This window comes from Pseudoalteromonas sp. C2R02, assembly GCF_018860845.1.
Classification (GTDB): Bacteria; Pseudomonadota; Gammaproteobacteria; order Enterobacterales; family Alteromonadaceae; genus Pseudoalteromonas.
The window spans coordinates 62096-78094 of sequence record NZ_JAHKQC010000052.1; the positions used below are offsets into that span (position 1 = coordinate 62096).

General features: G+C 34.0%; 13 protein-coding genes. 7 read left to right on the plus strand and 6 right to left on the minus strand.

What is annotated here, in order from left to right; translation table 11 throughout:
• The first annotated feature begins 42 nt into the window (after window positions 1-42).
• From KO527_RS24325 to KO527_RS24335, 3 genes are read left to right on the plus strand one after another with little or no spacing between them, the layout of a single operon-like run.
• Window positions 43-3507 carry a response regulator gene (locus tag KO527_RS24325; protein WP_216042832.1) on the plus strand — a complete coding sequence of 1155 codons (3465 nt, stop codon included), beginning with the start codon at window positions 43-45 and terminating at the stop codon, window positions 3505-3507.
• The gene (locus KO527_RS24330; RefSeq protein WP_216042833.1) at window positions 3500-4417 is read left to right on the plus strand and encodes a diguanylate cyclase; all 918 of its coding nucleotides are present in this window, start codon (window positions 3500-3502) and stop codon (window positions 4415-4417) included. The genes KO527_RS24325 and KO527_RS24330 overlap by 8 nt, the downstream gene beginning before the upstream one ends.
• Before the next feature lie 23 nt (window positions 4418-4440).
• The gene (locus KO527_RS24335; protein ID WP_216042834.1) at window positions 4441-6312 is read left to right on the plus strand and encodes a response regulator; all 1872 of its coding nucleotides are present in this window, start codon (window positions 4441-4443) and stop codon (window positions 6310-6312) included.
• Window positions 6313-6860: 548 nt separating this feature from the next.
• On the opposite strand, the gene KO527_RS24340 is transcribed toward KO527_RS24335, so the two are convergent.
• The 4 genes from KO527_RS24340 to KO527_RS24355 all read right to left on the minus strand — a co-directional run bounded on the left by KO527_RS24340 (window position 6861) and on the right by KO527_RS24355 (window position 11585).
• The gene (locus KO527_RS24340) at window positions 6861-7583 is read right to left on the minus strand and encodes a YebC/PmpR family DNA-binding transcriptional regulator (RefSeq protein WP_216042835.1); all 723 of its coding nucleotides are present in this window, start codon (window positions 7581-7583) and stop codon (window positions 6861-6863) included.
• A 160-nt stretch (window positions 7584-7743) separates the two neighbouring features.
• Window positions 7744-8484 (minus strand): putative porin, encoded by a 741-nt coding sequence (locus KO527_RS24345; RefSeq protein ID WP_216042836.1) that lies wholly within the window; start codon window positions 8482-8484, stop codon window positions 7744-7746.
• Window positions 8485-8628: 144 nt separating this feature from the next.
• Window positions 8629-9144, minus strand: a complete 516-nt coding sequence (locus tag KO527_RS24350; RefSeq protein ID WP_216042837.1) for a DUF6702 family protein — start codon at window positions 9142-9144, stop codon at window positions 8629-8631.
• Window positions 9141-11585: a M1 family metallopeptidase gene (locus KO527_RS24355; RefSeq protein ID WP_216042838.1), complete on the minus strand. Its 2445-nt coding sequence runs from the start codon at window positions 11583-11585 to the stop codon at window positions 9141-9143. The genes KO527_RS24350 and KO527_RS24355 overlap by 4 nt, the downstream gene beginning before the upstream one ends.
• Before the next feature lie 187 nt (window positions 11586-11772).
• On the opposite strand from KO527_RS24355, the gene KO527_RS24360 reads away from it, so the two are divergent.
• The 3 genes from KO527_RS24360 (at window position 11773) to KO527_RS24370 (ending at window position 14113) form a co-directional block, all read left to right on the plus strand.
• Window positions 11773-12006 carry a hypothetical protein gene (locus tag KO527_RS24360; RefSeq protein WP_216042839.1) on the plus strand — a complete coding sequence of 78 codons (234 nt, stop codon included), beginning with the start codon at window positions 11773-11775 and terminating at the stop codon, window positions 12004-12006.
• A gap of 191 nt (window positions 12007-12197) precedes the next feature.
• A complete protein-coding gene (locus tag KO527_RS24365; protein WP_216042840.1) occupies window positions 12198-12428 on the plus strand; it encodes a hypothetical protein in 231 nt (76 codons plus the stop codon).
• A 398-nt stretch (window positions 12429-12826) separates the two neighbouring features.
• Window positions 12827-14113, plus strand: coding sequence for an acetyl-CoA hydrolase/transferase C-terminal domain-containing protein (locus KO527_RS24370; RefSeq protein ID WP_216042841.1), 1287 nt, complete (start codon window positions 12827-12829; stop codon window positions 14111-14113).
• 109 nt (window positions 14114-14222) lie between these two features.
• Here KO527_RS24370 and thpR read toward each other — a convergent pair whose 3' ends face one another.
• A complete protein-coding gene (gene thpR, locus KO527_RS24375) occupies window positions 14223-14735 on the minus strand; it encodes an RNA 2',3'-cyclic phosphodiesterase (RefSeq protein WP_216042842.1) in 513 nt (170 codons plus the stop codon).
• A 30-nt stretch (window positions 14736-14765) separates the two neighbouring features.
• A complete protein-coding gene (locus KO527_RS24380) occupies window positions 14766-15338 on the minus strand; it encodes a GNAT family N-acetyltransferase (protein WP_216042843.1) in 573 nt (190 codons plus the stop codon).
• Between the two features lie 164 nt (window positions 15339-15502).
• On the opposite strand from KO527_RS24380, the gene KO527_RS24385 reads away from it, so the two are divergent.
• A complete protein-coding gene (locus KO527_RS24385; RefSeq protein WP_216042844.1) occupies window positions 15503-15772 on the plus strand; it encodes a hypothetical protein in 270 nt (89 codons plus the stop codon).
• Window positions 15773-15999 lie beyond the last annotated feature (227 nt).

A 15999-nucleotide genomic window follows, 5' to 3' on the forward strand; every position in this document is an offset into this window, starting at 1 on the left:
TATTAGATGCTGTTTGCAACTATTTCTATGGAATTTAAGTTTTTGGGTAAATTATTTAATTATATAGCGGTCATATCATGTTTTTTTTATGTTTTTGCAAATACTGCTTTTGCAAACGAACGACTGCTACCTACACTTTCATTAAGTGGTATTTCAAACAAAGATATTAGTAAACAGGTCTCTTATTATAAATTTGATGGCGGTCAGCTACCCGCTACAGAAAATCAAATCCCCTTATGGTTAACCTCTCTCAAAACGCATGACTCAACAAATATTTTTGGAGATAGATATATCGCTGTTTTTTCAGTTGAAAATAATACCAAAAATACTGATTGGTTTATTTACCCCTATGGTTCTGTAGTCGAAAACATCGAAATTCACGCTTATCAAAATCAACGACATACAAAGGATACAACGGGGTATAACCACAATAACAAATTAAATTTTCACTATGGTAATAAAGTTTTAATTGCCCCTAATAGTATGAGTACCGTTATTGTGTTATTCCAAAGCGATTTTTTCTTTGCACCCATTAAACTGATTATTTCCCCTGAAGCACAAGCAAAATCATCAATGGAATTAGAGAATATTATTTTATTATTATGTTTAGGGGTTGCTTTAGCATTAAGCATATATAACTTATTTATTTTTATTGGCAGTGGTGAGCGCATGTATTTATTTTATGCACTTGCTACATTTTGTTATATGTGGGGCTGGGTTCATGTATTTGGTGTTTTAGAGCTAATAACGCAAAATACCTATCCTGGTTTGTTAATGCCGCCATTTTTACTTGGTGCATTATGTACAGCATATTTTGCAATCGACTTTTTAAACTTAAAAGGCAATTATCCTAAGCTCACATTCACTCTATACGGTATCGCTCTTTTTTCATTATTGTCTACACCATTTGCCTTTTTTAATCCGAGTTTAGGTTTATTGTTAGCATCTGTGGGAACAGGCTTAATTTTAACGATAGGACTCATTGCGGGCATTATTTGTTGGCGAAATGGCTATGGTCCCGCTAAATATTTTGTATTTGCATTTTTAGCTATGGTTATTCCAAATATGGTTGGCAATATGATTAACCTTGGGCTTTTATCTGGGGTTAATCTCAATATTTATTTACTTGGTTTAATGGGCAATACCCTTGATAGCTTATTACTGGCATTTGCATTAGCTGAAAAAGTAAAAATGACAAATGCTGACAATGTAGACTTAACACAAAACTTAGAGAAAAAAGTATTACAACGTACCCAAGAATTAAAAAAAGCCACTGAAAAAGCAGAAAAAGCGACCAATGCAAAATCAGACTTTTTAGCTAAAATGAGTCATGAAATAAGAACTCCGATGAACGCGGTGATAGGATTAAGTAGGCTGACATTAAAAACAACTTTAGATACAAAACAAAAAGATTATGTTGATAAAATACTGGATTCAGGTGAATCATTATTAGGCTTAATTAATGATATTTTAGATTTTTCTAAAATCGAAGCCGGAAAGTTAACCATAGAAAATAAACCATTTGAAGTGCATAAATTGTTAAGGCGATCAGTCAATCTAAGTGCCATAAATGCGCATGCAAAAGGGTTAGAGTTAATCACTGATATAGACCCTAATATCCCTTCTGTCATGATAGGTGATCCGTTAAGGCTTCAGCAAATTATCGTGAATTTAGTCAATAATGCGGTGAAATTCACGCAAACAGGTGCGGTTTGCATCAAAATGGAACTTAAATATGAGTTTGATTCAAAAATAACATTATTATGCTCTGTGATAGATACAGGTATTGGCATGGATCAAGCGCAACAAAGCCGCATGTTTCAGACCTTTTCACAAGCTGATGAATCTATCACTCGAAAATATGGCGGTACAGGTTTAGGTTTGGCGATTTGTAAGCAGTTATGTGAGTTAATGGGTGGTGAAATAGGTTTGCAAAGTGAGCTTGGAGATGGCTCAACTTTTTATTTTACCGTCGAAGTTCAAAAGTGTGAACAAAAATCAGTAATACAAACCATTGATAAAACCGCTGTTGCAAAATTAAAAGTATTAGTTGTAGATGATATGAGTTTAGCACGAACAGTAATTATAGAACTGCTAGCCAAATTAGGAATACAAGCTGATCAGGTTGATAATGGTTTAGATGCCATAAAATTAGTTGAAGAAAAAATAAAACTTAATAAACCCTACGATTTGGTATTTATGGATTGGCGAATGCCACAAATGGATGGCATTGAAACAGCACGATTAATTCATGAAAATAGTGAAGGTAAACTACCACATATATTAATGGTATCGGCTTATGATAAAGAAGAAGTTAATACTCAGTTAGATGGTACTATTATTAAACAGTTTATAGAGAAACCAATAAATCAATCATCGCTCGTTGATGCAATCACCAATGTTGTGATTAGTGATGAAGTGGATTATGTTGATAGCAATTGCGAATCGGAGTTTATTCCAAATTTTTCTTCATCACATATATTATTAGTTGAAGATAATGCGATTAACCGTCAGGTTGCGCTAGGGTTTTTAAGCGATACTCAGGTTGAGGTCGATATCGCTGAAAATGGGCGCATTGCATTAGAAAAGCTGGCTTTATGCGAATATGATTTAGTCCTTATGGATATTCAAATGCCTGAAATGGATGGGCTTACTGCGATGGGGGAAATCAAAAAGAACCCTAAACTTGCAGACTTACCTGTTATAGCAATGACAGCACACGCGATGCCTGCTGATGTAGTTAGAAGTAAACAAGCGGGTATGTTATCGCATATCAGCAAACCGATTGACCCTGATAATCTATTTAATACTTTAGCCAATTATTTAGATGTAGTAGATGTGTCCTCAGCTAGTCAAGCACCTTGTATTGATGATTTTGAAAATACGTCTGACAGTCAAAATGCCACTTTAAAAAGGTTAAACCTCATAAGCGCAATTGATTTACATCAAGCCATTAATAATATGAATGGACGCATTGAGCTATATTTAAGTTTAATAAAAGATTTTATTAAAGATCAGCATGGCAGTACTGAACATTTAGATGATTTATTTAATAGTAAAAAATTGAATGAAATTTACTTAGTTGTCCATTCATTAAAATCGAACTCTGCATATTTAGGTGCATATGAGCTATCACAAGCGTGTGAAAGATTAGAAACATCTTTAGGAAAAGGCATATGGGAGCCTGACTATTTAGCTATTGTGAAACATCAACTATCAGATTTATTAAAAGAAATATCAAATGTTTTTGATGAGCCGATTGTAACAAGCGATGTTTTTTCAGTTGATAAATTAAAGCAAGAATTAGAGAAAACGGTCGTTTTACTACGCGCTTCAGACTTTAATGTTGAAGCACAATTATTTAACTTAAAAGCATTTTGTAAAAGTACAGATTATGAGCAAGATATTATTAATATTATTGAGTATGTTGATGATATTGAATTTGAAAATGCAACGCAAACAACACTAGAATTAATAACCCAGCTTGATGTGGTGTTTAATGAATAATAAACAAAAAGTATTGATCATTGATGATGAGAAAACTAATCTTAAAATATTAAGTGGCATACTTAAAGGTGAGGTGGAAGTCATTTTGGCAAAAGACGGTGAAACCGGTTTTTGCAAGGCTAAAGAATTATTACCAGATTTGATTTTACTCGATGTGATCATGCCTAAATTAACTGGTTTTGAGGTCATTGAAAAATTAAAAAATGAAGCCTCAACAAGTAATATTCCCGTTATTTTTGTTACTGGTCAATTAGATGTCCAACAAGAAGAAAAAGGACTGGAGTTAGGTGCCTGCGATTATATTCAAAAACCATTTCATGTAGAGATATTAAAAGCCAGAGTAAGGTTACATTTACGCATGGCAAAACAGCGAGATTTATTAGAGAAACTGGCAAATATAGACCCATTAACCTCAGTTGCAAACAGACGTTTATATGATCAAACTTTTGATTCATTATGGGGTAAGGCGATTAAACAGCGACAGATTTTTTCTTTAGTTGTGATCGATATTGATGATTTCAAAAAATATAATGATTTTTTTGGCCATGCAGCAGGTGATCGTGCCTTGGAAAAAGTGGCTACAGCAATCGCTGAAAACTTATCAAGTTCAAATGATTTTTTAGCACGCTATGGTGGGGAAGAATTTGTCGCTTTATTACCAAATACATTAGCATGTGACGCAATTAAAAACATGAATATATGTTTAGAAGCGGTTGCAAATTTAAAAATTAATCATGACCCCTCAGCAGAGCATGAATTTTTAACGGTAAGTTTAGGTGGCGTAAGTTATTTACCAATCGTTGAAAGTTGTCAGGATACCTTGTTTAAAATTGCTGACGATATGTTATTTAAAGCAAAAGTAAATGGTAAGAATCAAGTCGTTTGGCAAGATAGCGTAAAGGGAAGCTAATTTCATGGAATGTATATTATAAAATGACTAAAGCTAAAATTTTACTTGTAGATGATGAAAAAGCAAATTTGAAAGTTTTAAGCGCCCTTTTAAAAAATGACGCTAAAATCAGCATGGCTGTTAGCGGCCAACAAGCCATAGATAAAAGCCTTGCTTTAAAGCCAGACCTGATTTTACTTGATGTTATGATGCCGAAAATGGATGGTTTTGAAACCATTAAAAAACTGAAATCTATTCCTGCAACATCTCAGATCCCTGTTATTTTTATCACGGGATTAAACTCATCAGAAAAAGAAAAATTAGGGCTTACATTAGGCGCTGTTGATTATATTTATAAGCCGTTTAATTCTGAAGTTGTAAAAGCGCGTGTTGCAACACAATTAGAAATTATAAGACAAAGAAAAGAATTGCAGAAATTGTCTCAAGAACTAGCCCATGCCAGTGAAATTAAAAGCCGATTTTTGGCTAATATGAGTCATGAAATCCGTACACCTTTAACGGCTGTTATAGGGTATGCTGAATCTATTTTGGCGGGTGAAATTGATGCACAAGAGCAATTTAATGCGATTTCAATTATAAATAATAGTGGTAAGCATTTATTATCACTTTTAAATGATATTTTGGATATATCAAAAGTAGAAGCAGATAAATTAGATGTTGAACTATTACCTACTGAGTTATTTAAACTTATAGAAGAAGTAAAGTTATTAGTTGGCGATAAAGCTTTACAAAAAGGTATTGAATTTAGTATTAATTATCAATTCCCTTTACCAACAAAATTAATAACAGATCCAACTAGACTGAAACAGATATTAATTAATTTACTCAACAATGCAATTAAGTTTACGCAGCAGGGATTTGTGCATTTAAACATAAAAAATAAATCTCCCCTATTAGAGTTTTCTATTGAGGACTCTGGTATCGGCATTAATAAACATGATTTATGCAAATTATTCGTTGCATTTTCGCAATTAAATAATACTAGTCAGGAGAGTGTCAGTGGTACAGGTTTAGGGTTGCATATCTCAAAGTGTTTATCCCAAAAGCTGGGCGGCAGTATCAGTGTTTCAAGTGAAGAAGGAAAAGGAAGTTGTTTCACTGTCACTATCGCACTCAATGAAACACAAGATTGCACTTGGTTAAAAACAGATACCGAAGTTAAGACTGTACTTGAAAGCCCTTGTAGTGCCATTGAACCGGAGAACAAACTTAAAGGTCATATATTATTGGCTGAAGATGATAAAGGTCTTAGAAAGCTATTCACGCTTATATTAACTAAATTGGGTTTAACTGTTACAACAGTTGAAGATGGCGAAAAACTTGTTGATGCTGCACTTATTAATGAATTTGATCTTATTTTAAGTGATATACATATGCCTAATATGGGCGGAATAGAAGCAATGAATTTAGTTAAGGCAACAGGATGTGATACACCTTTTGTGGCATTAACTGCCAATGCGATGACGCATGAAATTTCTCAATATATAGAAGCGGGTTTTAGTGAGTACCTATCAAAACCGATACAAAGAGAGAAATTAGTGCAAGTTATCAATCAATATTTAAATATTGACTCAAGCATTGATGAAATAGATATTCCACAAAGTCACTTAACCCAATTAAAAAATGACTTTTTACACGCGCTGCCATGTGATATTAAAAATATAAAAAATGCTTATAAGCAGCAAGATTGGTGCAAACTTAAATTTTTTGCACATAGCTTAAATGGCACTTCGGCTGTTTTTGAGTTTGAAGAAATTACGCTTTTAGCAGCAGAGCTTGAAAAAGGATTACAAACAGGAGAGTTCCCAACAAATAGCATACAAATGCAGGTAATAATTGAGAATTTATCTTCCACTTCTAACACCCTGATACAAAGTAAACTGCCTTTATCTTAAATTTACTTTGTAAAGGGGGTTTACATGATTATTTTTTTCAACTGGTTATAACGATATTTTCATAAATAGATTTACTATCTGTTAATTCACTATTATATTCTGAAAATGTTTCACCCTTTTCATTTTCAAAATCACAATATGTACTTTTATTTGGTTCTGGCGGGTATTTTTTAATTACATGATCTTTAAAATGCTGCTCATATGCTTCTAATTGAGCATAATTCTCATGAACAATATCAGTAAAATCAACTGAACTATTTTAATTGTCTGTTAGCATGCAAAACTCAATCGGTGTTTTTATTTAGTGTATTTGCGTAAGTAGGAAATGAGCAGCTTATCAATAAAGTGAATAAATTTGTATTTTTATTAATAACTGCTTAAAAATAAACCAAATGCAAATTTGGCATTGATATATTGTATTTTTATTGTTTTTGAAGTTTAAGAGTTGTCTGATGAATTGACTAATTTTTATAATAGCTAAAAGACAAAGCCAGCTTTATAACTGGCTTTGTCTATTTTTATGTTCTTATAAGCAGATTTTAAATAGTTTATTTTACTATGATGGCATTGTGGTAAATATTTTGTACATCTTCAGCGTTATCTAATAAAGTCATTAACTTCTCAAATAAAGGCAGATCATCACCAGATATTTCAGTATCCGTTTGAGGTATGAATGTAATTTCATCAACATCAAATTGAATGCCTTCGAATGATTCGATTAATGTTGTTTTTGTTTTAAAGTATTCAGTGTGAGGCACAAATACTGATACCTTGCCCGCTTCTACTTCAACATCTGTTACATCTACATCAGCCATCATTAAGGCTTCTAATACAACTTCGTCATCATCCCCTGAAAATCCAAATACGGCATGATGATCAAACATATGAGCAACAGTACCTGGACCACCGAGTTTAGATTTTGACTTGGTGAAGGCGTTTCTTACATCTTGGAATGTACGTTTTGGATTATCAGTTAAACAATCAACAATTACCATCATGCCACCAGGCCCAAAACCTTCATAGCGCGCTGGTGCGTAGTCTTCACCTGCTCCGCCGGTAGATTTATCAAGTGCTTTTTGAATTACATGAGCGGGAACCTGATCTTTTTTTGCTTTTTCGATTAGTTGCTGCAAACTTAAGTTAGCAATGGGATCGGCTCCGCCACTTTTCGCACATGCGTATATGGCTTTACCATATTTAGAATTAACTTTACTTTTAGCCGCTGCCGTTTTTTCCATTGAAACTTGGCGTACAACAAATGCTCTGCCCATCTCATACTCTTAATAAAAATAAATATTATAAATTCATTCTAACAATTACTGAGAGTGAGAGCTAGAATCTGATTTTAAAATTTGTAGCATAAGCCTTTAATATTTCTAAATCCAACTCAATTTAACATAATCTGTAGTTTGTGTTTTTTAAATCAAATATTTAAAAGCGATAACTCGTAGATAAAATCCAAAAATCACCAACGCCATCTTGATTTGAATAACCAAAACCCGCGCTCACTTCTAGTTGAGTGGTGAAATAATACTGAGTCGATAAATCAATATAAGTACCGTTTCGTTCTTTGGTATTATGGCTAATACCTAAAGATAATAAAGTAAAATCAGAGGGGTAATATGTCAGTGTTGCGGACTGATATTCTAAAAAATCTTCATCTTCAATTGCGGTTGAATATTCAAAAGTGATAGTTTGTTCATCATTTAAAGGGAAAAGCTTTCTAGCTGTAAATAAAATAAATTCATTCCAACCAGTACCATTCGAAAAACTGGTGCTAGCAGATATCCTTAAATAATCATCAAGATAATGACCAGTTGTTAATGACAGATCTTGAAAACTATTCCCTTTTTCAAAATTGGTATTAACTTCTATATAAGTATTGTCATTAATAAATTGTGTTCGACCTAAATTAGCAACTGTTGAATCAATTTTATCAAACGATATCCCCGCTAAATACCAAGATGATGTTTTATTTAAATAAGCGGTTTCAGCCAGTGGTCCTTTGTTGGTAATTTTTTTATCAAAATATTCTATTGTTGCACCATATATAGTGATATCGGGTGACTGTTTGAGGCTTTGTAATGCAATACCTAGATTAACTTCAGTTTGATAATTAGCAAAAGAGTAAGGGGATAAAAGTATGGCTGCTAGCAAAAGTGCTGATTTCACGAGATGTTCCAGTGTACCTAATATGTCGGTATTGTAGAGTGATATATACTTAAATTCAAAGGCTAAAGTGTATAAAAATGTTTAGGAAGACAGGGTGTGTTTCCTAAACATTTAATTATGCATAATTGCGTGTATTACTCGAAGTTATTTCGCTTCAAACTGTGTTTGTAGCCAAGTATCTTCACCGCTAAATGTTAAAGTTTTAACTTTGCCTTTGCCCTCAACATTCACCATATTAACTTGTGCAGGCCATAAGTCACGTAAAGCACCATGTGACATACGTAAACCTTTAGCTGAATCAGGAATGGTTATTTCTTGGTAAACCCAAAAAAATTGACCGTCAAGCTGATGCCCAACAGGCTTTAATGTTAGTTTTTTATTGCTCAAGGTTTCGAGTTTAAACTGCTTATCAACATAATTTGCAAAGGTATTTTGCGTTTCTTTATCTGAAATTAAATCAGCGTGATTATGTCTACCAGGCGATTTAGCAAATAAGTGGCTCACTGCATGTTCTGCATCATGTAAATAAAAGCGATGCATCACTTCAATGTTATTGGTTCTATCATTAAATAACACAGTTGTTACAGCGGCTTTAAGTTGATGAGCGCTTGCGGCGCTCGTCAACATTAAAGATATTAAAGGGAGGAGTAATTTCCTCATTTTTTATCCTCAGTTACTGGTTTATCTTTTTTATCTTCGTCTTTTTTCAGCTCAGTTTTGATATCTTGCATAATATCACGATAAACTTTGCCATCTCTTTTCTTCGATTTGTAAGCTTCGATACGTGAAGGAATGATGCGACGGGGGTAATGGTTATTCTCTACATCGACATCAGCTGTTAGCCATGAAGGGTCAATGCTGATGCTTTTAAGCTCTTTATTTTTATCTGTTACGATAAGTTTTTGCACGTTCTTAGGTGAACGACGCCAAACTTCTGCAGGAATATACTTATCTTCTACTGTGCCATCAGTGTAAGTTAACTGTAGCAATATAGGCATAACTAAACCGCCTAAGTTAGAAAACTCTAGCACATAGTAGTTTTTATCTTCTTTTACAGCACGCTCAAATGTTTTGCGTTCCCAAGGTTTTAAGCCTTTAAGAAATTTATTATAAGAATTACGCTCTTTATTTGTTACTGTGAAGCGGTCATTATCGTCGTAAAAATCAGAAACATCTTGGTTGTTATCGATCCATAATTCACGACCTTCAGCTTTATTACGTTCAACAAACTGTGATACCGGCTTATTAAGCTCTGTTTCGCGTAATCGGCCATAATCAATATCTGGATTTTTAGTATCTAAACGTAACTTGTATACGCGATCAATTGAAATATCAACATGATCAGTACTGTAGAACCAACCACGCCAGAACCAATCTAAATCAACACCTGAGGCTTCTTCCATTGTTCTAAAGAAATCTGATGGCGTAGGACGCTTATATTTCCATCTTTGTGCATATTCTTTAAATGCAAAATCAAATAATTCACGACCTAAAATGACTTCTCGTAAAACATTTAAAGCCACAGCAGGTTTAGCATAAGCGTTGCGACCAAAGTTTAAAATGCTATCAGATTGCGTCATGATAGGTACTTGGCGCTCAGATTTCATATAAGGAACGATATCTTGTGCTTCAACGCCCCAAGGAATCGTTGGATCCCATTCACGGCCCGCAATACCATCTAAAAAGCTATTTAAACCTTCATCCATCCATGTCCATTGTCTTTCGTCAGAATTGACGATCATAGGAAAATAAATATGGCCAACTTCATGGATCACTACACCGATTAAAAAGCGCTTTTCGGCTTGAGTATAAGTGCGTGTACCATCATCTTGTAATTCTGTTCTTGGGCCATTAAAAGTGATCATGGGATATTCCATGCCACCGACAGGTCCGTTTACTGACTGTGCCACTGGGTATGGGTAATCAAATGAGAATCTTGAATACACTTCCATCGTATGTACGATAGATTCAGTAGAATATTTTTTCCATAAATCGCCGCCATCTACAGGGAAAAATGACATCGCCATTACTAGTGGTTGATCATCACCACCTTGTTTGTAGCCTTTAGCATCCCATATAAACTTACGTGAAGAGGCCCATGCAAAATCACGTACTTTTTCAGCGTTAAATTTCCATGTTTTTGTTTTTGAAGTGCCTTCTTTTTCGTTTTCTAACGCTTCTTCTTCAGTTACGATAAAGATAGGGCGCTTGGCTGTTTCTGCTCGTTCTAAACGTGCACGTTGTGTTTTTGTAAGTACGCTGCTGGCATTTTCTAACTCACCCGTTGCAGATACAATGTGATCGGCAGGCACTGTTAGTTCAACATCGTAGTTACCAAACTCTAAAGTAAACTCACCACTGCCTAAAAAAGCTTTATTAGTCCAAGCTTCATAATCAGTATAAGCTGCTAAACGTGGGAACCACTGCGCTAATAAAAAGATGTCATTGCCATCTTTTTCAAAGTGCTCATAACCAGCACGAGCGCCAACAGCATCTTCTTCTGCAATGTTAAATGCAAAATCCATTGAGAATTTAGTTGTTTTGCCCGGTTTTAATGGTTTTTTAAGATCGATACGCATTAAAGTACCGACAACGGTGGCTTTTAATGTATTGCCTGAGTTGTCTTTTACCTTAGCAATTTGGTAGCCCATTTCAGTATCATCAAGAAATTGATGACGACGTAATGTATTTAGGCTGATTTTTGCTTTGCCTTTATCTGGACCTGATTTTAATTTTGTTTTTACTGTAGAGGTAAGCTCAGCGATTGAATCGCTTTTAAATATATTTTGGTCAAGCTGTAACCAAAGGTACTTTAAAGTATCAGGTGAGTTATTTTTATAGGTGATACTTTGATGCGCAGTTAGACGGCGTTTTTCTTCATCTAAAGATGCTTTAATTTTGTAATCTACCTTTTGTTGCCAGTATTGCGCGCCAGGTTCGCCTGCTGCATTTCTATAAACATTAGGTGTTGGTAGTGCTTGGCCTAGTTGACGAAACTTATCTTCAAAGTCGCCTTTTGTTTGATTGATTGCCGAGGCATTAACACTCATGGTTAATGGCAGCATAATTGCAGCTGCAATTAATGTTAGTTTATTGCTCATAACGTTCCTGATATAAGTTTATACTTTTTATGAATTGGCTTATTCTCCAAACTATCACTTAAAAAGCAATTTTTAAGCGACAAAGATCACTTTTATACGATGAATCCTTATTAAATATGTTCAGGTTTTATTCAGGGAAATACATTTATTCTAAGAGTGAAAATTAAACGTCGTTTAAGGTGGTGTTATGTATTTTTATATTATTAAAAAAGATAATTGTTTGTCGGCGATTGAAGCAGATGAAAAATTGTTTCTGGCCTACGAAAAACGCGGGTTTACCTATATTGATAAAGTTGCAGCTAAAGATAAGAAACATGCGATAAAGTGCTTATCAAAAACCAGTAATATAGTTAAATCGTCATTAAGTATTATGCTATCGTTGGCTGTTTTAGGGATAACTATTTTCATAATAAAAATGTAAAGGGGGTTTACATCCAGAGCTAGAAATTTTTAATAGATCGTCTTTTTATAATTTATTTCCTATTTATCGTTATTAATAGTTGAAATTACCCCCTAAATATCATTAAAATGCCACACTTTTTACAGGGATATGTATAAAAATAAAATGAATGATTTTGTTCATTTATAAAAATAGCAAAAAGTGGTGTACTTATGGATTTTTATATCCTGAAAAAAAATAACGAATTAACAGCCATTCCCGCAGAAGAAAGTAAATGCAAAGAGTATTTAAATTCCGGCTATAGCTATGTTAATAAAGTCGCGGCTTGCACTGCAAAATCGGCAGTTAAAAAGCAATTAAGTGAAAAAAATCGTTTTACTCCGGTATTTATTGGCATTGTGATAATATTAATCGCCGCGAGTGTGTTTTATTTTAGTCGGTGAAAACACACTGCTAAACATATTACAGTCAATATTTGAGTTGGTATAAAACTGTTTTTTACTAACTCAGTCAAGTTAGAAACATTTAATCTTTTAACATAAACTTCGATTTTAAGTGAAACTCTAATAAACCTAGTTTCGTATACGTTATTTCTATTATATTCAGCATCTTATAAGTATTTTAAAACATAATAGTTTGTTTTAGTGGATATGCTTTTCTCTTCCCTCTATATATACCAAGCTCGTATTAGTACACAAAATTAAAAATACTTAGTAAAAATTTGATCTAAGTAAATATGAAAAATGATTACTACGCATTTTAGTTTTTTGTTTGATACAAATCATAACGGTATTCCTTAAAGCTCTTACACTGACCGTATTTAGGTAAGGTTAAGATGATTATGAGCGTGCGCATTTGTCAATCAGCATTAGAAGCTGTATCTATCATTGAAAGTAACGAAATAATTTGGACCCATTCAATGGCTGCCACACCTAGGGTTTTATTTGAAGCTCTGGCGGTTCATGCTAAAACTAAAACTAATTTAACACTATTGCAATTGCATACAGAGCGTAGTGAAGCGTTAAGTGATAAAAGTCTTTCAGGTCATTTACGTCATAGATGTTATTTTAGTAGTACACCTACCCGTTCATTATTAGCTTCAGGTGATGCTGATTATGTGCCAATTTTCTTGTCTGAAGTACCTAAACTGTTTCGCAGTGGAGAGCAAGAAATTGATACTGCAATTATTCAAGTGTCACCTCCTGATAAACATGGTATGTGTACTATGGGGGTTGCTGTCGAAGCAACTAATGCCGCTTGTCAGGTTGCAAAAAAAATAATTGCTCATATAAATCCTAATATGCCAAGAACTCATGGAGACTCTTTTATTGCGTACGACAGGTTTCATAGTGTGTATTGGCAAGATGATGATTTACCTATTCATACAATGGCAGCGCAAGATGAAATAACACAAACAATAGGCAAAAATGTTGCTCGGCTTATAAATGATGGTGACTGTTTACAAATGGGCATAGGTGCGATTCCAGATGCTGTTTTGGCGTGTTTATATGATAGAAAAGACTTAGGAATTCATACAGAGATGTTTTCTGATGGTGTATTAGATCTAGTTGAATCTGGCGCAATCAATAATAAACTAAAAAAAGTTCACCCAGGTAAAATTGTAACTGGCTTTGCTTTAGGCTCTCAGCGTTTATATGATTTTGTAGATGATAATCCACAAGTTGTATTTTTAGATATCGAATATGTAAACGATACTTCGATTATTCGTCGTAATGATAATGTCGCTGCAATTAATAGCGCTCTTCAAGTCGATATAACAGGGCAGGTCTGTGCTGATTCTATTGGTACCCATATATACTCTGGTGTTGGTGGTCAAATGGACTTTATTCGTGGGGCAGGACTTTCAAAAGGAGGAAAAGCTGTGATTGCATTACCTTCAACAGCGAGTAAAGGTGCAATTTCCCGCATTGTGCCAACTTTGAGTAATGGTGCTGGTGTGGTAACGACTCGGGCTCATGTTCAATATATAGTGACAGAATATGGTATTGCAAACCTAAGAGGTAAAAGCCTTCGTGAACGTGCACAAGCATTGATAGAGATAGCACATCCCAACTTTAGAGAGCAATTAAAACAGCAGGTTAATGAACTATGGGAGTTTGCTGTATAGTTACAGAGCGTTTTATTACTAACTTGAAATTAGTAATAAAAGATATGAATGATGACTTAGAAGTCGACTAAAATGTGAGTTTTTGTAAACCCCCTTTACATTAATTTATTTAGTTCAGTGACCAACCTCTAAGTTTTTTATATCTGACACCATTATTAGTGCTTTGAGAATGGTAAAGCACAACATCAGTGAATTGAATTCTGATGCTAGGGGAGTCCACGATATTTGGATATTCAGAAATTTTTCGAGCTACAGTGATATGAGGTGTGTACTCTAACTGGTTTAGGTCGGTTTCAGTGCAGCTCACCATTTCATTTAGATTTTGTACTAAATTTAATAAAGTGTGAGGCGTTTTTTCCGGCTTTAAATAAAGTACTTTTGGTTTTTTGAAATAGCCAATTTCAGTAAAAGATAAGTGAATCTTCCTACCTTTTAAATGGTTTAATTTTGCAATTAACTCTTGTTCTATCTCTAATTCTGTATTGCCTAAAAAACATAAAGTAAGATGTAGATTATCTGTGATCACAGGAGCGGATAGTTCAGGTAAGGCCTGTTCACGCCATAAAGTAATGGCGCATTTTTCAAAGTCAGGCACTTCAAGCGCCAAGAATAATCTTTTCATTACTAGTAAGCTTTCACAAATTAATAATGGTTAATTATAGTTTAAAGCTGTTCTTTTGTGGAAGTCGTCTACCTTTATTTCATAATAAACCGCTTCAATATCACCAAGAGGGTCCTTATGTATATACGTTTTGATGTATTTCATACCGAGTTTTGTCATTATTTTTATTGAAGCTAAGTTACACTCTAATGCGATAGCTGAAATTTTACTCACGCTCTTAGTTTGGCTAACTGCTAAAGCTATGCTTTTAGCAGCTTCTGTTGCGTAACCTTTTCCCCAAGTGATTTTTTTAAAACGCCAGCCAAGTTCTAGGTTATCTAATTGTGAATTATCACTAAAAAAGTCGATAGGTCTTACTAATACCCAACCAATAAATTCATTGGTATCTGTGATTGATACTTTCCATTGTCCCCAGCCTAATTTTTCGTTTGTATAACTTTTCATTCGTGGAATATAAATATTTAATACATCTTCCATTGAGGTCATATTGCCGCCATTAATATAGCGCATGACTTCGGGATCTTGGTCTAACTCAAAAAATAAATGCGCATCTTGATCTGTCATCAGTTCAAATTTTAAACGTTCGGAATTAGCTATTTTCATTTTTGATCTTTTAACCTTGTTAGATGAGCTAATAAATATACTAAATTTTTTTAAGCAGTTCTTTATTCTTATTACTTTAAATAAATATCTTTTATTGAGTTAATTTAAGGTGAATTTTAATTTTTAAATTATACTCAAAGTTATCTTCATCATGAGGGGCTATTATGAGGTTTAGTATGGATGATTATGAAAAATTACCACCAGGCCAGGAAAGGCGGCATTCAAATTGTCCTTCAAGTAACTTATTATGGTGTAAATTGAATGATGCGCAAAAATCAGCTGTAACGGCATTGCATGGTTATGGTTATGAGTTAACTTTTATTCGAATTGTTGAACACGAAAACTTAGCTATTTTATTACTTGATGGCAATCCTGCAACCGTAGATGTTGATGGTGAGATAGATACAAGTCCTGAGATCATTGTACGCCATTAAATTACTTTGCATGGTAAAAACCCCATCCAATTGTATGCTGGGGGTTGGGTAATAAAATACTGACATCTTTGAATATACATTTTAAGAGACTGGGTCTTGATGTAATAATAGTGCTTGTTTAAAAACTTTTATGGCCTCAATAAATTTTTTATATTTATTTAAACCATCGAGAAAATATGCAATCACTTCCATTTTATCGTGGAAGTGAGGATCATTATAAACGTCTT